Source organism: Chryseotalea sp. (assembly GCF_057350905.1).
The window spans coordinates 1-25682 of sequence record NZ_JBMRCF010000001.1 but is presented as its reverse complement, the minus strand read 5'-3'; the positions used below and the strand labels follow the sequence as shown (position 1 = coordinate 25682).

Genomic DNA, 25682 nt, shown 5'->3' with positions numbered 1-25682 from the left:
TTTCAACTTAAAATATAATGTAGTTTAGGATATCCGGGGTGTGTATTAAAATAAAAAAGACTCCCTGACGAGAGCCTTCTTATTATTTATATGTTGTTCTTGAATCTTTAGAGAACGCTCACTTCAGCATTCGCCACTACAGGTGCAGCAGGCTCCACTTTTTTTACACTGAGTACAAACTGCTTATCAAGCACAAATTCATATACTTCTTGTGCTAATAATTCAGTGGCTTTAGGCGATTGTTGTAATACACTTAAAAGACCCTGTGCTACTTCAGAATTTTTGATGTTGTTACTTGCCTTGCTTTTGTGCGCATGCAAGGTGAATGCGTAACCGCCCTTTTCTTTAGGGTTTACACCTTTAAATTCATGACCAGAAAGCGAGTATTGTTGAGCAGCTTCACTTGTTGTAGAAACCATCAGCTTTAAAATAGCCGGACGGTACTTACTCCAAACGTGCGAATAAGCGTTAGTAATGATTGAATTGTAGTAAGAAGCTGCCATGTTACGGGGTAATTGGTTGAAAATAAAAGAAACAATTCAGCTAACTCTTACGTATGAAATTGCTGATGTTGTGAAATCTTCTGCAAGATACGGATATTCCTTGGTTAGTCGTTCATATTACGCGATTATCGCTCAAATATTCAATACTTTAGCTCAAGGGGCGGTAAATCCGTATAAAAATGCTAACTTGCGCACTTTCCAATCATGCTAGCAGCAGATAGCATTTCTCAAGATATTTCTTGCTGCATTTCTGGTTAATACGCCTTTTCTTCATTTAAGTTGATTGCAGGGCATACATCCTGCGATAACGCCACTAATTTCTACGTATCGATGAGACAGTTAAAAATCAGCAAACAGATCACCAATCGCGAAAGCCAATCTTTAGATAAATATTTACAGGAAATCGGCAAGGTAGACCTTATTACCTCTGATGTTGAAGTGGAGCTGGCCAAGCGAATAAGACAAGGTGATCCGATTGCGCTGGAAAAACTAACTAAAGCGAATTTGCGATTTGTAGTATCTGTCGCCAAGCAATACCAGAACAATGGCCTAACACTTGGTGATCTGATCAATGAAGGCAATCTTGGTTTGATTAAGGCAGCAAAACGTTTTGATGAAACAAGGGGATTTAAATTTATCTCCTACGCAGTGTGGTGGATTCGTCAATCCATTATGCAGGCACTGGCTGAACAATCGCGCATTGTACGCCTGCCACTTAACCGTGTAGGATCGCTGAATAAAATATCAAGAACCTTCTCTGAGCTGGAACAACAGTTTCAACGCGAACCTTCTGCTGATGAATTAGCCGAAGTGATGGGCATCAGCCTGGAAGAGATCAGTAGCACCATGCGTGTGGGTGGAAGACACGTATCAATCAATGCGCCCTTTGCGCAGGGAGAAGATGGCAGCTTGCTTGATGTATTGCAGGATGACTCTGAAGTTACACCAGACTCTGGTTTGATGAATACTTCACTGCAAATGGAAGTATCGCGCGCCCTGGCCACACTTACACAGCGTGAAGCAGAAGTGATTTCTTATTATTTCGGACTTAATGGCTCTCATGCCCTTACGTTGGAAGAAATTGGCGATAAGTTCAATCTGACCCGCGAACGCGTAAGACAAATTAAAGAAAAAGCTACCCGCAGGTTAAGAACCACTTCGCGCAGCAAGACGCTTAGATCGTATTTAGGATAAGCAATTTTAAAAAGCACATAGTGAATGAGTGATGGTATTAAAACCGTCACTCATTTTTATTTTATGTCACTCAATAACGCATCACTGCACCTAAACACCACTCTTATATAAAAATATTAATCAGCAATTTGACGCAGATTCACAGTATATCAGCGAAGTAGAAAGTAATTATAGGTTAATGAATTAATTCGCTGTATCTTTGATAAGTAATATCATTTAAGGCTCTTCCAAGAGTTCCTTTGTAGTTCAGAATAATTCTCCTCTTCTTCCTTTATCGGAATTAAATCAGAATCTTCCCTGCCATTATTGAGGCGAATGCTTTTACGCAAATAAATTTTTAATTATTACAATTTTTACAATGCAAGGAACAGTAAAGTTTTTTAATGACGCCAAAGGTTTCGGTTTCATTAAGCCATCAGATTCAAGTGAAGACATTTTTGTACACACTTCAGGTCTTATCGATGAAATTCGCGAGAATGATTTAGTAGACTACGATCTTGAAAGAGGCAGAAAAGGCATGAATGCCGTTAACGTGAAAGTATTGAACTAATCATACAATTACATTGATTAAAAAGGTGTCTCACAAGGACACCTTTTTTTGTTGAGATACACCAACAGTAACCTTGCCCTATGATTTTCCTGCTTACCCTGCTTTTAATAAAGCTCCTCTCTCGCAAAAAAGGCATGGCCACCATATCAAAACCATGATGCCCATCATGCTAAGCACCTATTAGCGCCACTGCAACATCACCTCCAATTGCCATCATCACGTCTTTCTTATAGGACTGCGTCATAATGATTATAAAAGCTGGAGATGCTTACCTGCTTTATTAGCACTCAAAGCGCTTGCAAAACTGAATAAAATCTTCCGATATTAGATTTTGTAGACAACGCACCGGGCTCTTATAGGAGAGATTTATTCAAGAGTTGAATATAGGCGGGGGTTGTTTGCTATACTTCAGGACAGATGAGAATTCTACTAATAGTGATATTTTTCCTTTTGACAATTTTCCTTTACGGACAGAGCACAGGTGACTTAGTATTGACTCAAGAACAAAATGACAAATGGTTTGCGTCATTTGAGCAACTTAGACTTGAAAAGCAAATAGAGTTTCTAAACATGAGACTATTAGCTGACACAAACATTTTTGTGCCAACAAACTTTGAGTTACTTGAGAAAGTTCAATTGAATGGAAGGCATATTGGATTTTGCAAACCGCTTATGATAGTTAGTGGAATCCAGATATCAATTGAAAATCGAACAATGACCGAAGACGTCAAGAAATTGACGTCACTATTGACGACTAAGACAGTTAAGGAAATAGAGGTAATTAGTGGGGATAAAGCTACCAATCTTTTGGGTTCGCGAGGTACTTGTAATGGAATAGTCATTACAATAAAAAGTAGACGGATGAAAAGAAGTTTCGAGAAATTGGCAGACGACATGTATCCATCAATCAAGGAAATTAGATGGAGACATTGAAGCATAGCATGCAACAAAATCTATTTGCAATGGCTGGAGGAAGTGTTTTAACCTGTGGTCGGTGTTTTCACCGATCACAAACCTTACTGTCAAATTTTGACCTGAAAATAGAAACAAAGTGAAGATAAATGCGGTTCGGTGAAAACACCGACCGCAAGTGAAATCTACCGGCCTCTATCCTATTATGCGTCAAAGCTAAAGAAGGAATTTTTGGCTACTGGATATTTTCATTCGATAAAGAATTAGGCCTTGTTAAAACTAAGTTCGTTGGTGATCTGATTTACTTCAACATATACCTGTAAAAAAAACGAATGCAATACAACTACTATAAAATATCTCTTTTGATTTAGTATTTTTAAAGAATAAAAGTAACACTTCGAAGTCAAATTCTTAGTCTATAGTAGGTGTTAACCTGTGGTCTGTGTTTTCACCGATCACAAACCTTAGATGCTGTGCGGTGAGAACACAGACCGCTGTTGAAAATAGAAACACCGTGAAGGTAACCGTAAAGTAGATGCGGTTCGGTGAAAACACCGACCGCAGGTGGAACACCGACCGAAGGTGGATAAAACATTATCCGACAATAGAAACTAAACTTTTCTGGAGATAAGCATAGCTTACACTAGTTTACAACGAAGCGCAGGTATTTTACTCCACCGCTATAATCCATTCTTAGTATGTAACTGCCTGGGGGTAGCGGATGCAAATCCATGTTAACATTAAAGTCCTTGTCGGATTCAAGGTTAATTTGTTTAACTGTTTTGCCCGTCAGCACTTCCCAAATACTTAAGGTTGCCAATGTTTCTTCTTCAAACTGAAGTCTTACCATAAACGCACCCTGTGTAGGGTTGGGATATATTTCAAAAGTTTTCACAAATTCCTGATACCCTAATAACTCGTCTTGCGCTAAAGCTGCTGCTCCTGCAATGGAGATGGTTTTTGTTATTTCATCATGGCAACCTGCCAGGAGTGCACGCAAACCAATGTTGTAAGTACCCGCCTTCAGAAACTTTCCATACACAACTTCGTTCAGGTTTTGTATCACCACCAAATCTGTCGGCAACTTCCAACTGATACTTTCGGCCATTGGCCAGGTTATATCAATTATTACAATGGTGTCATTCACATTGGCTTCTGAAGGAATGATGAAAGAAGCTTCTAATAAATCTGTTGAGGTTTCAAGTAAAAAAGTATCACGCGCCACACAGCCTAAGGCATCGGCTACTTCCAGCCAGTATTGTCCCGCCTGACTTATTACAATTTGCGGTGCCTCACTTCGAAAATTTACATTACTGCTCCAATCGTACTTTAGCCATACGCCTTCCACACTCAAGGTATGGGTCTGCCCTTCGCATATGGTTCTGTTTTCCCCGAGATCAATCGCTAATGGCGCAGGATTTTCCAATACATGTATTTGCTGCACTTCGCAGGCATTTGCATCCTGAATGGTAATCGCGTGAGTGCCTGCACACAAATCGACTGCTGTGGTGTTTGTCTGCCCGTTTGACCATGCATAAGTATAATTGCCTGCGCCTCCCGTGGCATCGACTACAAGTTCACCATTGCAACCATCATGGCAGTCAGGTGCTTCGCGTGACAATAAACGCGCTAACAATGGTGCTGGTTGACCAAGGGAATAGTTTCTGGTGAACGTACAACCCTTTGCATCCTGTACACTTACAGTATGATTATCTGAACATAAATTAGTGGCTACTGCCGCTTCGCTACCAGAGCTCCAGTTGTAACTATAGTTCCCATTACCACCCATGGCTACTACTTGCATTGCTCCATTACATTCACCGTAACACCTTGGCAAAACGCGGGAAACTAAATCTAAAGACAAGGGCGGTGGTTCAGACATGGAATAACTTGCCTGCGTACTGCACTGATTGGCATCATACAAAGTAAGGTAACTGTTTCCTTTACTTCTTCCGCTAAAGAGAGAACCTTGAAAAATTCCCCAGTCGTAGGCATAAGGAGCCGTTCCACCTGTACCGAGTACTTCTATACTGCCGTCACTTAATCCATAACAAGAAGGTGGTTTTAATTCAAGCAGTGTAACAGCTAAGGGTGTTGGAGCACTTACTATGGCCGAACTTACGGTCTGACAATTATTGACGTCTTCAACCATTACAAAATACTCGCCTTGCGACAAGTTTAAAGCAGTAGCAGATGTTTGTCCATCCTGCCACTGAAAAGTAAAAGGTCCATCTCCTTGAATTACCTCCATCGTAATACTGCCGTCTGATGAATAGGAGCATTTTGCCGGAACAATTTCACGTGTAGTTAAGATTGGTCCATCAGTTGCCTGAATGCCTAAAAATTTCGATGCCTCGCAATTATTTCCATCAATAATTTCTAAAGAATACAAACCTGCTGCGAGATTCTCAATGAGGTGATCTTCATCAATTATCTCAGCTACATTATTTTTCCATCGGTATACATAATTCATGACTCCACCCGTAACAAGAGCCGAGGCCCTTCCCCGAGGGTCACTACAAAAAGCGGGCTCTATATTCTCAAATGCAATCTCGATTTGTGAAGGCTGCACAAGGGTGTGTGAGGTGGTTGCGTGGCAGTTATTCCAATCATAAACATGCAAGGTGTAATCGCCTGCCGTTAAAAGCGAAAACTGATTTTCATTTGTAGCATCCAATTGATTGATAGCAAATGTATAGGCATCAACACCACCATTGGCCTGAATACTAATTTCACCATTGTTGCCACCAAAGCATGTTACATCATGTTTATCTATAACCTGTAGTGTTAAGACCTGAGGTTCGGTAATCACATGAGACACATCATCGCTACAACCATTGTTATCTGTAACAGTTGCTGTATAGTTACCCTGCCCCAGTCCTTCCAATACATTGCTTGTCTCCGTCTCATTTAACCAGCTATATAAATAAACGCCTGTGCCACCTACAGCTGCTACTTCAATAAATCCATCCATCATGCCTGCGCAAGAAACACCAAATCCATTGTAGTCAGATGTATTTAAAATCGAGACTGATACCGGTAGCGGTTCAATAAGGGTTTTCTGGTTCACAGCCTGGCAACCGTTTGCATCTGTTGCCAACACTTCGTAAAGTCCGGCAGGTAGACCATTTTGAATAGATCCGTTTGTTCCCATACTCCATGAATAGGAAAATGTATTAGTTCCTCCTGTAGCAATTGCTTCTAAACGTCCGTTTGCTGCACTGGCACAAGTAATATGCTGGCCATTGTAATCCGATAGCACGAAGATGGATACTGCTACCGGTGCAGGGTCGCTTATACTCAAATTGGCTTGCGCAGTACATCCATTCTCATCTGTTGCCATCACTTCATATTCGCCCGCAGGAATATGCGTGAGTGCAGCTGTATGTACGCCTGTATTCCATTGATACGTATAATGATCGGTACCACCAGTAGCAGTAGCCAGCAAGGCGCCATCTGCCTGACCATGACAACTGATAGGAAAGCTGGAAAAATCAGAAGTGACTTCAATAGAAGCAGTGAGTGGTGGCGGATCTTCAATAATAAAGTTTGAGAATGCAGGACAATTGTTGATATCATGCGTAGTAACCGTATATACGCCTGCACCAATATTTTCGAGTAATGCGTTTTCAGTCCCAGTATCCCACGCATAAGTATATGCTCCCGGAGTACCGCCACTTGCTACCGCCAGCAGGGCCCCGTTGTCTGCGTCCACACAAGAGATAACATAGCCGTGATAATCAGTGTTCGCTTGTATTTGTACATTAACAGGATCAGGATCAGATAATGTAATTGCACCGTTCGAAGTACAACCACCCTGATAGGTAGTGATCACACTGTATTCACCCTCACTAAGATTATGAATACTGCTTAGCAATTCACCCGAGGCGAGTGGCACCCCATTGCGTGACCATGCATAATATTCAACGGGAGTTGGCTCAGCTGCTTCATTAAATAAAGTGACAGCAAGGACGCCATCGCTGGCACCATTACAGCTAATGGTTGCCCCATGGTAATTGCTCTGTACTGAAATAGTAGTGGTATACGGTTCAGGAGCGTTCAAGAAATAAGTTTGCTCTGCTGTACAATTATTTCCATAACTCGCTATTACCCTGTAATTACCTTCGTTGAGCCCGTATGCTGTTGCACCAACACCAGCTGATACCTCACCTTTGTACCAATTAAAGCCTTGTGCTGTTTGAATACCTTGATTTGAGTCAAATAGGGTCGCTTGTAAGATACCGTCAGCGGCACTACTACAACTGATATAATGGCCATCGTAATTACTTTGCGGTGCAATGCTCACTGTATAAGGCGCTGGATTTGTCAAACTTCGCTGTGCGTAGGCAGTACATCCTTGTTCATCGGTGATGGTTACATGGTAATTTCCGGCAGGAAGGTTTTGTATTGTATTGCTAGCGCCTACTACTCCATTAGACCATGCATAAGAAACAGTGCCGATTTCATTTTGAATATCTGCAGGATTAACGGACAATGAGCCTGTTGAAACATTAGGGCAATCAATGCCTGATACTTGCTCAATTGAAAATGCAATAGGTGGTGGTGCTGTTAAAGTAATATTTGAATTGGCCATGCAACCATTACCATCTGTGACAGTAACACTATAATTACCAACGCCTATTCCCGAATAAATTGCGCCACCATTTCCATCACTCCACTGGTATGAATGCCCACCTGCGCCCCCGCTTGCATTGGCAGTTATAGAACCATTAAGTGCACCAGAGCAGCTTACATCAAAATTATTATATATGGTTTTGTTATTTGATTGAATTGAAACGGAGAGTGCAGGAGGTTGTGTTATGGTAGCATCACCTGAAGCTAAACAATTGTTACCATCCTGATAACTAACTGAATAATTACCCGCACTAAGCCCTGAAATACTTTGCGAAGTTACGCCATTACTCCATAAAAAATTCTTAAAGCCGCCAGCACCCCCACTGGGTGACACACTTACCTGACCATTACTTCCACCATTGCAACTGATATCATATCCGTTTTTTAGCGATCGCATAAAATTGGTGGTAATAGGATCTGGGTTAGTAAAATTATAGTTTTGTGATACTGCAGTGCACGAACCATAAGTATTGTTATCAGTATTATTCTGAACCGTTACATAAAATGTTTTTGAAGAATTACCTGTTACCCCCAAATTTTGAAATGAATAATTTGATGAATTCTCCAATTGAATCTCTGTAATAGCCGGTGCATATCCTGTTTTTGGATCTACAGTCTGTGTGGGATCGTGCAAGCTAACAATAAAATCATTCACAGTTGGTGGCAAGGCACTTGTAATTGTAACCGCTAATGAACCATTCATGATATCACGGCAAGTCTGATTAGTAAAAATAACCGAAATTGCAGGAGCTGGAGCATGAAAATTAAAAGCATCTGAACTTGGCCCCTGCCTATTGGTTAAACATCCCGATTCTACTACTCTGACATTTCTGGTGGCATAAGCGCCATTGCCGGCTGCTGCCTGTAGTTCTTGTCGTGTAGCAACAATAGCATTGGAGGCATTCTCTCTGAATGTGATCCAATTGCTTAAGGGATTACGTACCTGCCAGTTATATGAGGGAGCGGTATTGTTAACCTGAAGATTAACAAAGTCTGTATTACAAGTTGCAGAAACGGGAGTAACTTCAGGAGCGGTCATTGCAAGCGTGAAAGAATAATACAATGTAAAGTTTGCTCCATTATGACTATACACAGAATTATTAATTAAGCAACTACTATTGAAGTTTATTGGAATAATTTGATCTATAAAGGATCCACTAAGACTTGGACAGCCTCCAGGTGCGGAGCCCGTACATTCACATAGGTCGTAACTAAATTGAGCTTGAAATCGAAGATTACCGACAAAGCTAGAACCTATTAATGGAATCTGATGAGAAACAATTAAACCAACTGAGGCTGGCTGCTGCTCATTAATAAAGTTAACATTCAAATTATTACGAAGTTGAATTGAAATTGAATTCATAGCTACTGGTATCACATTCAGCTTGCAATTATTTATGGATGTTAACTTCGCTGAAATATCTACCAATATAGTTTGTTGAGCACTTATATTTTGCAAAAGCATTAAACATAATGTTGCCGTAAGAGGGATTTTAGCGCAGCTCATAAAATTAATTTAATAGTTTACACAAATCATTTCACTCAATTTTCCCTTTTTCCCGTTCTTGAATATTGGTAAGACAGCGTAGTTATATTTCTTCATTGAAAAAATTCTATCTGTAAATTGATTGCTGATTGCATCAATAGTTCTAAAAAGACTTAAGTCATTACTATCAACCGATCTGTATATATGAAACTGCGCAACTTCTTCATTGGAGTAGTTCCAATGAAGTGTCAGGGTTTTGGTCTCTCTATCGATCACATAGTCCTTCCATTCTATTGCAGGCCTTAATAAATTATCAATCTTTACACCACGCACAGGCGCAGCTGGATCTGATTCAAGTCCTGCATCGTCTATCGCAATAATGGTGTACAAAGGCAATTGACCCGCTTCCAGGTTAGCATCCACATATTGAAAAACAGAATCGTTGGTGGCTGACATCATTTTCAGTCTGATCCAGTTATCCTGATTGCTTTCACTCCGGTAAACATCATAACGCACAACATCGGCACTGCCGCTAGGTAACCAGCTGAGTGAAACTCCATTTTCAGAACTTGTAATAGGTAATAAAACAGGCGTCTGTGGTTTAATTTTATCAGGCAGCAGGAGTTTAACGCGCGGAGAGATCTGCGACTCATTCTGATTATGATCTACTGCCACCACACTGTAGAAAACTGATTCCTGCAGAGAATTTACATTTACTTTGTCTTTATAAAAGTTAGCTTGTATGGGTGTGCCTGTGAGCATGACCAGCTCTTCATCTGAAAAATTACTGCGATATACCTTATAGCCAAAAAGGTCTTCTTCTTCATTCTGTGTCCAGTTCAATTCAGTATTACCAAATTCATCCACTTTTACTTTCAGATCAAGTGGTGTCTGTGGTGCTATGCTATCGATACGCTGTACCAGGTAGGGTGGTGAAACATGTTCATCGCCATTAATAACAAAGGTCCTGATTCGAAAGTAGTTGATTTGTTTTGTGTTATAATAATCGAAAGTACGATGGTCTGATGGAAGAAGTTGTTGATTGATTTTATGATATTCACCTTTTGCTTTATCTGCTCTTTCAATGGCAAAACCATTAATTAAGGAATTCTCTTGTTCATCCAGCGACCATGTTATCCTGATTGCACCCGTCTTCAAAACTTCACTATTCGTGATAAAAGGAAATGAATCTAATGACCTCATGCTTTTCCCTTTAACCACCTCTGATGGTGGTCCTAGTTCGCCAAATGACGAAATGCCTCGCACACGGTAATGATACTCCATATCAATATGATCTATCGTATCTGTTGCATATTCAAATCGATTTAGAGATGTATTGTCAGGGCTTAGGGTTATTAAAGGATTATCTGAAATTGTTTTAAAATTAACTCCATCCTCAGCACGTTCAAGCCGATAAGCTGTATAGTAGCCAAATAGGTTGCTATCCCATTGCAGAGACACTGAGGGAAATTTGAAATCCGCTTTTAGATTTTGAGGTTTAGGTAATTCATACACATCATTGACTCCAATAAAAGCACTGCCTCTAATTGAATCCTTGCTATTAGCGATTTCAATTCTGTACAAGTATTTTTCATTTTTTCTCACTGCTGTATCCACATACCAAAGACCGGATGCCATGGCTACAAGTGTTGACATGTCTGCACAAAAAAGTGCAAAGTAAAAGCGCTGTTCTTGTTCGCGCACTTTATTTACGATCGTCATAATATTGCTCTCACCAAGATTTACTTCAAAACGATCTCCATAAATAGCTTGAGCGGCTATGGCTACGTACTTGTCTCTGGCAATAATTGGTTCCCATTCATTCAGTGATTTTACTTGTACAGGTGTGTTATTTAAAATTTGCATTTCCGGAGGCAGCAGTACAGTGCTGTCCCTTATGATAGTGTAACGTTTTATGGTATACCCGTGCTTATTTCCCATTTGCCAAGCGCTAAAATTCAATGGTGCCCAACGAAGTATAATCGAATCTGGATTGGGTCTTCCTACTACTGCTATAAGCTCTTTCATTTTTAGGCTATCTTGAGCAACGGAGAAATGAGTACTGATGTGTATTAAAAATACAGTTATACAAAAAACTCTTTTCACTATCTTCAATCTTTTGTCAGTCATTAGCTGATTAATCATTATTGTATCTTATACTGTTGAATAGTTCCCATTGATATTCGCTGGTTTGTACGTTTACGTAAGGAATAACATATTTAAACCGGATTCGGTAAGCCCCATAGCGAATGAAAGGTGTTCTACTTAAAATAATGCTTTGTAAACGAGTTGTATATCCTGCAGGATTATTAGTTATGTAGTTTACTGCCTGTCGCTGGAGATCTATATAATCTAAATGGACCGGAATATTCATTCCATAAACAATGTAGTCACTGGTAAAGCCTGGCATTGTATAGGCTTTTGCATCATCTGGAAGAGAAGTTGGCGTCTGTCTGTTTATAAAGTAATTAAATCTTACTGGGGGCAAGCCAAAAATTGCTGGATCTCTTTTTATACGAAGACTACCTGCTATCGGATAATCCTGGTACAACAAAGGATAAACAATATTTTGATACCAATCATTACCATCCAGTATTGATTCCATCTGAATAAGTGGAGCGCTGTTATTGAGACCGTTTAACTCAGCCATGTCCCAAACTTCATTACCTGCGAGATAACTCGATATAGTAAAAACATTATTCTCCACTGAGTTCCTCACGGCAGGTATCAGTGTAATTGCGGCCATCTTCTCCCTGAAGGTATTGTACCGACTGGTTCTAAAATAACTTGAGAAGATTGTTTTCATTTCAAGCTGTTCAATATTTCCTTCTAAAGCTTTGGTACTTAATGTGGCTTCGTTACCTGTGTCTTGCTTCAGTTCTGTATCAACCTGACGAACATTAGCATCTATTGCATTATGTTGACGTGGTATATTGAGGATTTGAAACTGGTAAATTTTATTCAGATCAAAGCCAAGTGGCATTCTGAAATCAATTCGTTTCAATTGTTTATCATAAGTAAAATCAGTTTCTGCAAAGCCATTATCGGTGGTCATTCTTACCTTTTGAATCCAACCAGCATTTCTTTCAAAAAGATAGGCCTGCCCTTCTCTTAGTTGTATAAAACCTCTGTCATACTCTTTGGGGTAAAAATTTAACTGACTTTTAATCGGATATGAGTACCCTACATTATGATCAGGTATGTAATCGGGAGCTTTATCTGTTTCGAATATTGCACTGGCTGCTTCCTGTACTGCCTGATTATCAAATCTGGCAATAGCCCACACACCATTAATTCTCTCCTGAAAAGAAAGTTTTACGTTAACTGTAATTTTACTTTCACCAGGCAATATTTCCTGGCCATCAAAGACAACTACATCTTTTGTTTCATTCCATACCAATACTCCATTTAATTGTGTTGTCTCTGTTTCAACTTTAAATTCATCCAGCACTGCCTTATAATAATGTTTTTTATTTTCTACATCCGCAATTTCGAACACCTGCCCTACGGGAATATTAAAAGCAACCTGAGGTGCATTAAAAACATCCACTTTATCACTCCCATTGGCAGGACTTACTTCAGCTATCATGTTTACATCAGCCAATAAATCCTGCTCGCCCACAGGTATACACTCCTGACCTACTGTTACTTCAAATCGACAATTTCCTTTTACCAAACCTCCCAATATGTTGTAATTCCCACCTACAATTCCTTTCATCCAAAATGGATTAGGGCCTTTCGTTTGCATAACTGTAGCAGCTCCTATTGATAAGATATCATAATCACCTTTATAGAATTTCAGGTTAACCTTAACTCCAATTTTACCAGCAACAAAAGCATATGCCTGTCCATTGGCAAACCAGCCATTGATGCCCATGGGCTCAGATGATCCGGCACAGTGATAACCGTTGCCATAATCTTTTAACATGATATCAAAACCTACCCCGGCTGCAAACCTTCCGTAGAACATTAAAAATTTCAAGTCCCCAGTATCTACAGTGAAACCCATTCCGAAGGCAAGACCAGTTCCGGATTCCAAATCATTCAAGTTCCGCATGTAATCGAGATTCACATTACCAAGCAACTCACTGACCTGTGCTGGTGGTGGTGGACTACCCGGTACATTTTTTCCTGCCATGAAATAGGAACGTGATTGAAAAATGCCAGCGAAACTGGTTCCGAGGGGTTGATCTGGGGTACCTATTAAAATTTGCCAATCATTTTGCTCAAAGTGTATCACTGCCCAACCAGCTCTGTTACCACTACTTACACCACGTACAACACCGCCTGCTACATTAACAATTACCTGCATGGTTCCATGGAACACATCATTTACATTATCGAATTGTAAATGCATACTACCACAAACCTGACCTGCTAACATGCCCGCAAGCTTTGAAGCTATGTTACCACCTGCAGCATCACCGGCCAGTTCTTTAATTTTGTCTTCTGCCAAATCTTGTAAGCCCAGGAAGTTTGCATTACCCGCCAGGGTAACAGTATTAATACCCCCACTACTATTCATTACAATCTCCAGAGTAACTACACCATTCATGAGTTCAGGTCTTGGCGTAGCAAATTTCATTAAAGCTTTTACGCCTCTGCTTTGCTGATCTGGTATGTAGCGAATGCCAGAAGGCGTTGTGCCGACCGGTGTTGAGAAAGATTCATTGCTTTGTTTCATCCGGTGATAATAGCCGCCACCAAAAGCCGTGGCATTGAGTACACCTGGAATCAAAGGAACACCTGGTTCAGGTAATTTTACAAGCGCATCTGCAAACCAGTACCGGTAGGTTTCTGTTCTTCCGAAAAGTGCATAAACTTGAAATCCACTTTGGAGTTGACCGAAGGTTCCGGTTATCTGTCCGGTGAAACCATCACCATAGGTTGCATCGTCTTCAAAAAATCTAACTTGTCCAACAATCTTAATAACATCAGGCTTATTAAAATTTATTCCGATAGCGGTAAGTTCTGTTTTATCATATTGCCAATGATCTTCAGTTGCTACGGGTTCTCCTTCGGCTCCGTTGATTTGTTGCACTTCATTTTTTGCCCACACTATTAATCCGGCTGAGCCACTTATTTCTGCCACCGAGGCACTACCTGCTATGTTTACATTTAAATCAAAGCCAAGACCAAAACGGTTTTCTTCTTTCTTCACCATGATGCCTGTAATGGAAACTGGAAATTTTGATACTTTTTGTTGTTGCCCTTCTCTGCCAAAACCAAGTGCAGTAATATCAAATTTGGGATACTCTGTGCTGATGCGCATACCTTCAAAGTGTATTCCGAATAATTCCGCTTTCGGGCCAGCTGCTGTTCCTTTTATTTCTAATGATCCATTCAGCAGAAGCGTTGGATAAAATTTATCGTTCCGTTCCCGCACCGTAACGGATGATCCTTCAGTCAGATTTAAGTCTGCTAATAATAATGGCATGCGAAGGTTGTTACTTACCTGAACAGCAAACAAATATTCTCCATTGATGCTCCGATGTGCTCTGTAAACAAAGCTTGTCGGATTACCATTTCTCTGTTTGATAACAGGAACAGAAAGCGTGCCCGCCAATTCGAAACCTGTAACCTGATTTGCAACAAGGCCAAGGGCTACTTTATTTAGCGTAAAATGCCATCCTTCCATATCACCAGCTTCAATAATCGACCCCTCGACAAATGCAACACCCGTGAAGCCCTGATCGTCCAGTAACATGTGCTCAACACCAATTGCTGTTCGCTTTGTACTGTCGCCTTTCTGCTTTAAACTTTTTGGCAAGCGCACTTCCAGGCGTTTCATATAAATGCCTTGCCATAAATTTGGGCTACCTGCCTGTAGAAAGGGCGAAGTATAACCAGTAGGAAAAGTTAATTGTGGCGGATTGGCCAAATCACTCCAGTCGAGGTATGCTTCTGTAACACTGAAACCAAAACCTTCTAAACCTTTTACCTGAAAAGGTGGCAGCGTAATGCCCACCATCAAATCTGTCCAGCTTTGGCCTTGCACAGCGAATTTAGTTTTTACACGCTTACTTACATCGGTTTCAATCTCTCCATTCGGTTTTTCAGGAACTATCAAGTCGCGCGAAAATTGAATCTCTGCTTCAATGCCCATTCCCTTAAACCCATTACAATCAAACTCCACGAATGAATTGCCTTTACCCAGCAACCATGCCATGGTTTTATCTCCTAAGGGGATGTTATAATCGCCCACCAACTCTAAGCGCCCCTCACCTGCCAAACCACCCTCTTCTGAAAATCCGATATTTTTACCCTTGAAGGCAATCTTAGTATTATTGGCATTGGGTAGTGTTAATAATAGATAGGCTTCCAAAAAGGCACCTTGTGCATTGACTTTAACTTCAGTAATGATAATGGCATAGTTAGGATCTTCATTATCCGATGTAAGTCCTACTGGTAACTCTAGGGTAAGCAGTTCATGTAGATCGCTTACATATGCGTTCTGACTAGTTACTTGTTGATGGTATTCTTCAGCCTTGGCGCGATAATAGTTAACTGAATCATCGTTACTGAATGTCTGCAATATAATGGGGTCCTGATGATCAGAAAAATCAGTGATCGGCAAATTGACAAATTTTCTTAAGACGCTATTTTCATCATCATGTAATAGTCTTGTTCGCTTAGTATTATTGAGCGAATCTTCTTTACAATTCAGTTCCAACCCCTTTACAGAGAAAGAGAAAAGCAGGAAGGCGATTATTATAGTAAATATTCTTGCCATCAACGAGTGTTAACTAAGCAACAAGTTAAATCACCACTGAGGAAAATGAAAGAAATTGAAATTTGATGTAAGGAATTAGATAAGAAAGATTAATTGAACTTTGGGAGATATAAAAAATGAGCCAGTCATTATGGTGCTATTTTATAAATGTTCAAGATCTATTATATAAAGATCAGCATTAGACTTCATCCAATTTCTAACCATTTGTAAAGCTTCTTCATAATTATTAACCCTTAATTCACCGATAGCATCCGTTCGCACAGGAAAGTTCGTAATTACCCTTGCCAGATACTCCATTATTCTATAGGCACAAGACATTGTTTGCTTACGTTCAGCATTAGAACTAGTACAATTTTCCTGATCACTGTAAAGTTGCTCAACTAAATAATCAAAGGCTATCCTTTGTCTGGTATAAATAAGGTCAGGAAATAAGACATCAGTCACCTCATCATTCACATTCTTCGCTTTAACCTTATCAAGGACCAGTTGTGTGGCCTTACTATCGCCCATACGACTTAAGGCCAAATAAGCAGACCAACGCATACGTTCACTTTTAATACTCTTGGTATCTAATTTTTCTTGTAGCACAGGTATCAAAGAATCCATCTGCAAAAAGCCAGCTATTCGAAGTAACTTATCATAATAGCCAGGAGATTTGCTGATTAACAAACTTATGCTGTCTTTAGCTGATGAGGTAAAATCGCCTTTTACGTAAGTGGAAAGACAGGATGCCACAAAACCATGAATGCCTGTATCCTCGTCAAACCAACCATGCAATAAGTTCAATACAATTTTCTGTCTATCGGTTTGCTTTTCACTTCGCGTGCCCCGTTCGTGCAATAAGCGGTATGCACTCAGTCGAATTACAGTAATAGAATCATTCAGATGAGGCGAAACAAGTTTGCAAAGGGTGCTAACTTCCATTTGTTGTATCTTATCAATGCTTGATGGCTCCGGGCTCTTGTTCTGTCGAATACTCAAAAAATACTCTTCGATAAGATTGCTGTTCGATTGAGCAAAAGACGATATACAGACAAGCAAGAATACAAGAGTGATGTAACGCATAAATAAATGTTCAGTTGAATAAAGCTAAAGAATCTTCGATCTAAAATGCGCTATTATGCATGTGCATGTAAGTAATTCTCAATAAATGAAGAAATGATCTTTGTAGAATATAGACATGAGCCTATTTCAACAGAGTTTATATATTTATGAAAAAGTGAGATGAGTCAACTTCTAATTAATGCTGAGCAATTAGGAAAACTGATGTCTATTTCAGGTCAAGTTTTATTTTCAAGAGTCAACTTGTTGATATTAAATCGTAATCATCGGTGAGTGTTGGATCATTCCCTGTTTGGCGCTAGTGATGAGCGATGGCTAGAGCATGGCCCTCTTGGGGCATGGTCCAAAGTAATGGTACGTTTTACAATTTTTCCCTGGTAGCTAGTCTTAGCGTCTCGCTAAGACTAACTGTATTTTTCTCTATTTTGTTAGGTTGTAGGGAGACCCTACGACCTAGGAGGGGTTTTTGACTACTCTTGTTAGGTTGTGACACCGTAAGGGTAAATGCGGTTCGGTGAAAACACCGACCGCAGGTGAAATCCACTTATTGCCCATCGGCAAATCTTCTGTATATTGACGGTGTGAGCCCATCATTGTTCTGCCAAAAGGCGGAAAGATGATGGGTTTCTGATTTGTGGCACTTTATTTTAAAAATTATAATTTATATCAATTGTCGATGACCATGTTGAAATGGAAACAAAATACAAAGACTATTTAAGGAGTATAGGTATTGACATTTTACAGGGAATTCATCCTCTGGCAAAAGAATACTTGGATGTCAAGAGCCTTGGTGATGAAATATCTATAAAATGCTTCGAGCATATTTTGCTTATGCTAATTCTTGATCTGGAAAAAATCAAGGAGAATAATTTGGAAATGTATAATCATTATTTGAAACGTATTAGAGCTTCAAACACATCATTTTGGGGGCAGCGGTTTGAGATTTTTTGGTATTCTTCATTAATTTCTAGGTTGAAGACAGAAATTCGAAATTTGAAACATGGTAAAGATGGTGAAGAAGCAGATTTTATTTTTGAATATGGGGGTAAGCACCTATCAATTGAAACAACCTCTGTAACCTACGAGCCTACATCTAAAATGAGTAATCCGATTTCAAAGATTAAGGGGGTAATTGGTGAAAAAGAGAAAAGAAAGTATGCTTGTACTGACTGCTGTTTAATTATCGATATCACAAATTTGAGTTTTTACCGAAAAATAAAACAAAATTTCTCAATAACGATCAGTGAATTAATTGATACTTTGACAAGTAAATTTGGAATAATTCTTTTTCATGAAAGCTTTCATGTAGGTGTATATGATAATCCTCAATATGTCACACAGGTTTATAGCTGGGTAAACAAAGATGCTAACCCTGAATTAACAAGATTTCTAAAAGACAACTTTAATAGGGACGAAAATCAAGAATCCAGACGAGTTTTCTTTAGAGTTAGTTGAGTATTATATTCAAAATATTCCATACGTGAGATTGGTGTTAGGCTTTATTTTTGATATGCACTAAAATTATGGAAAGTAGATAGCAGAATTATATATCAATTATGATTTGTACACCAAATGAATTCAAACCGTCTAACATTTGACTTTAAAAATTCAATCGAGCTTTTTGAAAATTTATTAGAGGAATTTGAGGATTTTAAGAAAGACTCAACAAAGTCAAGATTTGCAATGAACTGTGTAATAAATACATGGCATTTGACAGACTGGACTTACCATGAATACTTTAATAATGATTTAAGATTTCAAGAACATATTAAGGTAGACAAGAATGGTTGCAAAGAAGTAATATCAGGCCTGTTAAAATATCAAGATTTTGTGATCAAAAGCTGCCCCGAAATGAAATATATGCGCTTGATCACAAATGGAGTTAAGCATTTCAGACTGAGAAATCCTAATATAAATGCAAACACCATCCATCATACTGGAGAATTTAGCAATGAGTTTACTAGGGAATTTAATGTTTCGCGCTTTATAATTGTTGTTGGAGATAATGAATATTTAGATTTCTACCAAACTCTTGAAGAAACCATCCGATACTGGGCGGGTATCTTAAATAGAAATGTAAAAACCTAGCCTAGCCTTATAGAAGTCTTTAGCAGTATGAGAAAGGAAATGGGAGACCTTTACCCTGCTATTTTTAGCGGCTTGCTGAGACTACCTAATTACATCTTTCTTTAGTTGGTTTAATTCCTTTAGTTATGCTAGGTCATAGAGATCCCCTATAACCATTGGAGTATACTCTTAGATATAAAATGATCCACATAGAATGTAATTTAGTACTGGCCATTACTAAATTTAAATATTACAATAATCAATTAAACCACATGTTGATGGCCCGTTATGACATTAAAATAAACACAATGAAGAAAATTGGATTGACTATAATCATATTAACATATTACTCGGTGACTTTTGGTCAAAAGAAAGGGCTTGACTCTTTTTTAACTCTTGACTCTCTAGAGATTCCAGTTAAAAATTTCTGTCTTCCGCGTAGCTTTGTAAAATTTGATCCAAAAAGCACAACAGTTTACGGAACGAATTTAGATATCAATCTAGACACACCTGTTAACCAAGAATATTCAGTTGGGAATGATAATATAAAATTGATCAAAACAAAGATTGACCCAAAGGAAAATAAATACTACTATATCAGTTTTGGATCCATTGACGGACCTTCATTTGGATTTACAATTTTTGAGGCAGATTTACCAAATAGAATAATTGGACAAATTCAGGCTGTTAGCCTAATCGTTCCGGGAAATGGAAGCTTATACTCAATAGACAGGTGTTGGGAAGATTTTATAACTAAAAGGAAGCATTCAATAACCGCAGACAAATTAATTGAAGATAAACAACCATTTTATTCAGTAGATATCAAATCATATGCTTTAAGACCAATTGAAATATACGCTGACTTTAACTTCAAAGACAAATTAGCAACAATACCCGTTAACGGTAAAATTGAAGTAATCTTATGCACAGGATCTAACAGTAGCTCGAACATTTACCTTGTTCGCACTAGTTTTGGTCTACTGGGATGGGCTAAACTTAGAGCCGCACAATATCAGTCTGTTGATGTTGAAGGCCTTTTTTATAATGGAGATTAATTTCACTGTTAGAGAGATAGATATTCGTAAACTTACGAAAGTGTTGTGTGGTGACTAGAGTACGGCCCAACTAGTCTTAGCGTCTCGCTAAGACTAACTGTATTTTTCGCTATCTTTTTTAGGTCGTAGGTAGACTCTACGGCCAGAGAGGGTTAGGAACCCAAATCTTCACACGACAATTGCTCTTGAGCATGTTAATCATGACTTTCTTCTAATTCACTTTCTCTGATCCGCTTCTTTAATTTATCAAAGGCCGGGTCCCTATAATTACTCAATAATCTCAACAACTCCCTTTGCATTACGGCTCTTATTGGCATCAATCCATCATCTTCTTCTATCGTACATAGTAAAGGCAAATACACAACACCATCTTGGCTCACCGACTTATTTTTTATCATAACATCTTTATACAAAATCGGATCATAAATCAAAAAAATGTATTTGCTATACCCCGGGCTACATTCATCCTCTCCTTGAGTTATCCCTCTTTTCGCGCTATCAAATCTTTTTAATAAAAAATCCTCATCAATCGTAAAATTGACTTGAAATTCTTTTAATCGATCTAAAATAAAGATTTTTCCTTTACGCTGTTCTTCAGTATCAGGTTTTACATCATTTACTCTTTTGTAAATCATACTACACACAACAGTAAATTCTTTAGCATTAGCCTCTATCGTCTGTTCTTGAATTGATTTCAATTTTACAAGTGACTTTTCAAATTGATTTTGACCAATGGAATCTTTACAAAACTCTATCAATTCAATTTCACAAAAGATCAACTTATGGAAGCTTATTGCCTTAAAATCTTCTTTCATTAAGCTCAATACCGAATGGTTAATCTGGGCTTCACCAAAACAGGCAATCATAAGGAATACAAAGAATAAAATCGCTCCTCTTTTAATCATGAGTCAATTATTTCGAATGATTCATCAATTATAATTTTCTTAATAACGGCCTGTTGTTTAGATCTTTGCTTTATTTCTTTCTCCAATTGCCTCATACTCGTCTTAGCATCTCGCTAAGGCTAACCGCTTTTTACTTCTTAAATCGTAGGGAGATCCTGTGACCAGAGAGGGTGTTTAATCATACTTAGCGTTCAAATCAGCTGATTTGATTATATTCCTTAATTGTTCAAAATTCACACCATTATAATGAGCTATTTTTTTTAAAAACTCAGATTGCAACTTTGTTTTCATCTCAAACGGCAGCTCACTTAATTCTTCAAGAAAACACTTTGATGGAAAAAGTATTTCTCCTGTTGGATTGGCGATTTTATCATTTATCGTAGAATTCAGATATAACTTAGGATCATATAAAAAGAAAGTATATAAGGTGTAATCAAAATCACATTCTTCATCACCAAAAGGCATACCTCTTCTTTCTGGATTAATCCTTTCAGACAAAAAACCTTTATCAACAACAAAGTCGAGCTTTTTGTAATCCATTAATTTTTTTAATAAATAGCTCTTACTATTCTGTAGTTCTTCAGACTTTACAGAAACTTGATTAATTCTATGGTAGAATGTATATAGAAAAATTTGCCTCTCTTTAGAAATTTCAGAATTTGATTTATTGATTTTTTGGATTTGTTGACTTAGAACAGTCTCAAATTGCCTACGGTATGAGGTGTCTGTTAATATTACTAATAGCTCGTGTTCAAAAAAGACGTAATACTCAAGATTAAGATGTGTTATATTCTCCCTAAAATATTTAACAAACTTATTATTTGTCTGAGCATTTAGATTTAGTGTCATTACAATGAGTACTGAAATTAATCGCATTTTTTTCATAGTTCTTCTTTTTCTTCTGATTCATCTATTATTAAAATCTTACGAACTCCAGCAATCTGTTGTCTAACCTCAATTTGCTCTTGCATTTCCTTAACCTTATTTCTTAATTTTAATGCTGGATTAGATGGTTGAGAATGTGAATTAGGTTTAGGAGGATACGGATTCGCGACAGTCGCTTTAACAACACCTTGTCCACGCAATTTTTCATCTTCATAGGCGTTTGGATACACATCAAATTGTGGATTAAATTCATTTATCAATAAACACCCATTTGACTGATCAACCCGATTACCACAATGCATCTTATAGGCACTATGATCCACAAGATAAAGCGTAACATTATTAAACTTTATATCTCCGCCAGAATACTCAGAGTAGCTTAAAGTGTATGTACCAGCTGGAACACGTTTGTTGGTTTGAAATGTTGTAGGCTTATCTCCCTTTGGCCTCTCCAAAATATACCCTCTATAATCAGTGCCCACAATAGTAAACTCTCCCCATGTTCTATATTGATTTCGTCCTTTACGCTTATAGTGTATTACAATCTCTTCAGGGACTATAATTTCACAATTCTTCAGGTTTTCGTACAAAACATCAGCCCTTTCTTTCAGCGCTGCATCTAATCCATTTACAAATGTTTTTTTAGTACTGCTCAGCAGGTAATCATTCACAGCTTTTGTACACGCTGATTGCAAGCCACTAACCGGAAAAAAATTCTCTCTAAAAGATACAGTTTTTAATCCGTCTGCTAAAGCTGTATCATACTTGGCATTTACAATGGCCAGCAGATTAAAGTTCTCTGTTTCAATGTTTCGCTTAATGCTATCTATTGCATGGTTAAAACTATTCTCAATCAGTTGATCGAATCGATCTATGTTTCCGGGATGAAACCAAATGTAGGCGAAATATATATAGGTCTTTACATCGGCTGTATCCAGTTGATACAACTTAGCATCAACATAATTAACTGCATCTTGTGTGAATTCATCTGCTCCCAGGCTGGTGGCATATGCTCTAGTGCTGAGTTGATCATGCATAAATACATACTCACTTGTTAAGAGGCTTTTCATCGCCCCCTCTTCATCCCCATCAAACAGTCCCAACATCGCCACTGGGTTGTGTATGTAATCCCATTGTGTTTTGTATAAGTTTTTGCCTGTAGCACTGTAGTCCATCAGGTTGTCGCCTTGCTCTGGCAAGGGTGGGAAGCTATGCTCTAAACGGAAGGCACCATGGGCCAGCTCATGGGCGATGGTTTTGGTAATGTTTGTTGCGCTTACTTTCTCCGAACAGATAAAGCCTATCTGTTTCTTACGCGGCATAAAGCCCATCACGCGTGCATCGTCTGTTTTGGGTACAATAAATAAGTAATAGGTGTCAGGCATGATCGATCTGTCCCTTAAATAATGATTGATGATGCTGCGCATCTCGCTGGTGTAGTTGGAGTACCAGCTGCTGTTGCCATATTCAAGCCCGTTTCTATCGGTGTCATATACTACTTCTGTTATTGTTTGCATGTCCTGCACCTGCCAATCGACAACAGCCTGCTTGTAAATGTCATTGAGTTCTCTTTCAAGTGTTTCTTTCGCGATGGATAGTTGTGCGCCATTTACCGAGATCAACACCAGATTCCTGAAGGCCTTGTTGTAGCTTACTACATTGAGTTTACCAACAGCTAGCCTGTTTGTCGTAGAGTCTGTATTATTCTCTTGATTGAGATAGGCCGTGATTTGATCTGTGTCTTCATGATCTTTTCCCTGCAAGGTTACGATCAGTTCATGGGCATTTTCTCCCTGTTGCTTAGGCAGAGAATCTGTTCCTGTGCTAAAACCTACTTCCCGCAGCAAGTTTTCACGTTGTACAGAAGCACTTACCTTAACCTGATCAAAACGCCCTGTCTCTACGGATTTCCAGGGGATGGTGTAAGGATCGTCTTCTATTTCTGTTGTTTCATAATGGTTGAGTACCGCGTGTACTTTCGCATCAAAGCCATAGTCCTGTTCTTCTTTGGCGCTAAAGTTTACCTTATAATGTACGCTTGAAGCCACCGTACTGGTTGCACTCGATCCGTTGTTACTTACTTCTCCTGCTTCATTCACCGTATAAGTATTGCCCACACTATCAGTGAGTACAACTGCTTGCATTTCTCCACCCGCAGTTGTTGGTCTTGTTATCTCTTCTTGTGTTCCATCTTCTCTCAGTACGATAATCACACTGTCTTGTACCCACACACTGTCGATGATGCCTGTGATGCTGATGGCCACTGGTGTGGGGTTGGCAGCACTGTCTATTTTATCTTGGGCTGTTTTCCGGTCGGCTCCGATCTTCTCCATTTCATCTACCACTCGGCCCAGGGCACTGTTCTTTCTTGGCAGACTTACAATCTCGCCTGCCAACTCATAGTTTTTATTCACCCTGCCACTGAAGCGCACTTTCACGCTGGCTTTGTTAAATAGCGACACAGGCATTAAACCTATTCCGCTGAAGTTGCCATTGCTGCCTTCTACCGTCAAGACCCGCACCCGAAAGTTGTGCATCTTGATTTCATCTCCGGGCAGTAAGTGTTGCAGGATTTCTGTAGTGGTGGGTGTGGTCAGCACCGGTGCCTGTCCGCAGGTATAGCCTCTGTCTTCCAGTGAAGTTGTACTCATCTGCAAGGGTGCACTGTATTCACTGCTGATGCTGTTGCGCTCTGATCGCACCTGCACAAGGTAGTTGGTGGAAGGACTCAGTTGGCCTAAGGTATAGTAGCGGTTGGGTGTAACAGATTCAAACCAATTATCGGCAGGACTGGTAAAGGGCTTGTAACGGATGCGGTACTGGATAGGCATCTCGCCTTCGCTGGGTAGTTCCCATTGCAAAGCAAGTGTAGTGGCATTGCCTCCTTGTTGTAAAACGTTTCGGGGTACACCTAGTGCATCCCCATATTGAAAAACGAAGACTTCACTTTTTCCATTGTTTCTAAACAAGTCTCTGCCTTCTGTGTCGATGGCCTGTACCTGCCAGGCATATTTTCTACCTGCTAACAAAGTGGGCTCTGCAGGACCGTACACAAATTGGTTTTGACTCAGTGTTGTTTCGTATAACACAGGCTGACTTAAAAATGCAGCGTTGGCAGATTGTGTAGTGGCATTGGGTGCCAGCTCGATCAGTCTGAATATATAGTTTGTAGTGAAGGCTGCATTGGGTGAGCCGGTGTGGCGTGGTGTCCAGGTAAAGGGAATGTTGATGGGTTCGAGGATCGTGATTTTACTATCGTGGCGTGGCAGATTTAGTATAGGCGGGGCGTTGAGTACGATCCAGGCAGTGGTACCTATTTTAGTACTCACCACGGTACCTCTATGGTAATCGAGTACTTCTATGCTGAAGCGATAGACGCCTTCGGGAAGGCGTTGGGTTCTTTCATACTGGCTGCGGGTGAGTCCGGCAAAGTCGAGGTTGGCAGGATTGAAGTAGGCTGCCAGGTCATCACCATAAAAAAATTGGGGTATGCCTCCACCTTCTAAAGTAATGGGTGGTGGAAGAAAACTATTCTTCGTGCGTATAGTAATGCCGACACCTTCTATGGTCAGGCGCAGTTTACAATTATAATTAGCAATGGTAGGATCCTGCAGTCGCACGCTAAGCCAAAAGCGTTGTGAACCGATGGCAGTTAGGTCAGCCAGGTAGGGACTATAAGGTGGATTGAGTACAAG

13 protein-coding genes are annotated in these 25682 nt (G+C 39.4%); 5 read left to right on the top strand and 8 right to left on the bottom strand.

Annotated elements, in window-relative coordinates; genetic code table 11:
* Positions 1 to 107: 107 nt before the first annotated feature.
* Positions 108 to 503, bottom strand: a complete 396-nt coding sequence (locus ACO1XM_RS00065; protein ID WP_486224853.1) for a hypothetical protein — start codon at positions 501 to 503, stop codon at positions 108 to 110.
* A 330-nt stretch (positions 504 to 833) separates the two neighbouring features.
* Here ACO1XM_RS00065 and ACO1XM_RS00060 point away from each other — a divergent pair, with 330 nt between their 5' ends.
* Positions 834 to 1697, top strand: coding sequence for a sigma-70 family RNA polymerase sigma factor (locus ACO1XM_RS00060; RefSeq protein WP_486224851.1), 864 nt, complete (start codon positions 834 to 836; stop codon positions 1695 to 1697).
* Positions 1698 to 2055: 358 nt separating this feature from the next.
* Positions 2056 to 2247, top strand: coding sequence for a cold-shock protein (locus tag ACO1XM_RS00055; protein ID WP_127123575.1), 192 nt, complete (start codon positions 2056 to 2058; stop codon positions 2245 to 2247).
* 1555 nt (positions 2248 to 3802) lie between these two features.
* Here the strand turns inward: ACO1XM_RS00055 and ACO1XM_RS00050 are convergent.
* The 4 genes from ACO1XM_RS00050 to ACO1XM_RS00035 all read right to left on the bottom strand — a co-directional run bounded on the left by ACO1XM_RS00050 (position 3803) and on the right by ACO1XM_RS00035 (position 17078).
* On the bottom strand, positions 3803 to 8833 hold the full coding sequence (locus ACO1XM_RS00050) for a T9SS type A sorting domain-containing protein (protein ID WP_486224849.1): 5031 nt from the start codon (positions 8831 to 8833) through the stop codon (positions 3803 to 3805).
* 477 nt (positions 8834 to 9310) lie between these two features.
* On the bottom strand, positions 9311 to 11308 hold the full coding sequence (locus tag ACO1XM_RS00045; protein WP_486224847.1) for a hypothetical protein: 1998 nt from the start codon (positions 11306 to 11308) through the stop codon (positions 9311 to 9313).
* A gap of 109 nt (positions 11309 to 11417) precedes the next feature.
* On the bottom strand, positions 11418 to 16013 hold the full coding sequence (locus ACO1XM_RS00040) for a hypothetical protein (RefSeq protein ID WP_486224845.1): 4596 nt from the start codon (positions 16011 to 16013) through the stop codon (positions 11418 to 11420).
* Positions 16014 to 16154: 141 nt separating this feature from the next.
* Positions 16155 to 17078 (bottom strand): hypothetical protein, encoded by a 924-nt coding sequence (locus ACO1XM_RS00035; protein WP_486224842.1) that lies wholly within the window; start codon positions 17076 to 17078, stop codon positions 16155 to 16157.
* A 687-nt stretch (positions 17079 to 17765) separates the two neighbouring features.
* On the opposite strand from ACO1XM_RS00035, the gene ACO1XM_RS00030 reads away from it, so the two are divergent.
* The 3 genes from ACO1XM_RS00030 (at position 17766) to ACO1XM_RS00020 (ending at position 20197) form a co-directional block, all read left to right on the top strand.
* Entirely contained in the window at positions 17766 to 18530 is a 765-nt protein-coding gene (locus ACO1XM_RS00030) for a hypothetical protein (RefSeq protein WP_486224840.1), read from the top strand.
* A 117-nt stretch (positions 18531 to 18647) separates the two neighbouring features.
* Positions 18648 to 19163, top strand: coding sequence for a hypothetical protein (locus ACO1XM_RS00025; RefSeq protein ID WP_486224838.1), 516 nt, complete (start codon positions 18648 to 18650; stop codon positions 19161 to 19163).
* A 287-nt stretch (positions 19164 to 19450) separates the two neighbouring features.
* Positions 19451 to 20197, top strand: coding sequence for a hypothetical protein (locus ACO1XM_RS00020; RefSeq protein WP_486224836.1), 747 nt, complete (start codon positions 19451 to 19453; stop codon positions 20195 to 20197).
* Between the two features lie 194 nt (positions 20198 to 20391).
* Here ACO1XM_RS00020 and ACO1XM_RS00015 read toward each other — a convergent pair whose 3' ends face one another.
* From ACO1XM_RS00015 to ACO1XM_RS00005, 3 genes are all read right to left on the bottom strand, one after another.
* Positions 20392 to 21102, bottom strand: coding sequence for a hypothetical protein (locus tag ACO1XM_RS00015; protein WP_486224834.1), 711 nt, complete (start codon positions 21100 to 21102; stop codon positions 20392 to 20394).
* Positions 21103 to 21276: 174 nt separating this feature from the next.
* On the bottom strand, positions 21277 to 21987 hold the full coding sequence (locus ACO1XM_RS00010) for a hypothetical protein (RefSeq protein ID WP_486224832.1): 711 nt from the start codon (positions 21985 to 21987) through the stop codon (positions 21277 to 21279).
* Positions 21984 to 25682: fibronectin type III domain-containing protein (locus ACO1XM_RS00005; protein WP_486224830.1), on the bottom strand; the 3699-nt coding region annotated here is incomplete at its 5' end. The genes ACO1XM_RS00010 and ACO1XM_RS00005, both read right to left, overlap by 4 nt.

Excerpts from the sequence above, each read along its gene's own strand:
- ACO1XM_RS00010 (WP_486224832.1), bottom strand. The coding sequence starts at position 21,987 with ATGAAAAAAATGCGATTAATTTCAGTACTCATTGTAATGACACTAAAT.
- ACO1XM_RS00015 (WP_486224834.1), bottom strand. The coding sequence starts at position 21,102 with ATGATTAAAAGAGGAGCGATTTTATTCTTTGTATTCCTTATGATTGCC.
- ACO1XM_RS00065 (WP_486224853.1), bottom strand. The coding sequence starts at position 503 with ATGGCAGCTTCTTACTACAATTCAATCATTACTAACGCTTATTCGCAC.
- ACO1XM_RS00045 (WP_486224847.1), bottom strand. The coding sequence starts at position 11,308 with ATGAAAGAGCTTATAGCAGTAGTAGGAAGACCCAATCCAGATTCGATT.
- ACO1XM_RS00060 (WP_486224851.1), top strand. The coding sequence starts at position 834 with ATGAGACAGTTAAAAATCAGCAAACAGATCACCAATCGCGAAAGCCAA.
- ACO1XM_RS00020 (WP_486224836.1), top strand. The coding sequence starts at position 19,451 with ATGAAGAAAATTGGATTGACTATAATCATATTAACATATTACTCGGTG.
- ACO1XM_RS00055 (WP_127123575.1), top strand. The coding sequence starts at position 2,056 with ATGCAAGGAACAGTAAAGTTTTTTAATGACGCCAAAGGTTTCGGTTTC.
- ACO1XM_RS00040 (WP_486224845.1), bottom strand. The coding sequence starts at position 16,013 with ATGGCAAGAATATTTACTATAATAATCGCCTTCCTGCTTTTCTCTTTC.
- ACO1XM_RS00035 (WP_486224842.1), bottom strand. The coding sequence starts at position 17,078 with ATGCGTTACATCACTCTTGTATTCTTGCTTGTCTGTATATCGTCTTTT.
- ACO1XM_RS00050 (WP_486224849.1), bottom strand. The coding sequence starts at position 8,833 with ATGACCGCTCCTGAAGTTACTCCCGTTTCTGCAACTTGTAATACAGAC.
- ACO1XM_RS00025 (WP_486224838.1), top strand. The coding sequence starts at position 18,648 with ATGAATTCAAACCGTCTAACATTTGACTTTAAAAATTCAATCGAGCTT.
- ACO1XM_RS00030 (WP_486224840.1), top strand. The coding sequence starts at position 17,766 with ATGGAAACAAAATACAAAGACTATTTAAGGAGTATAGGTATTGACATT.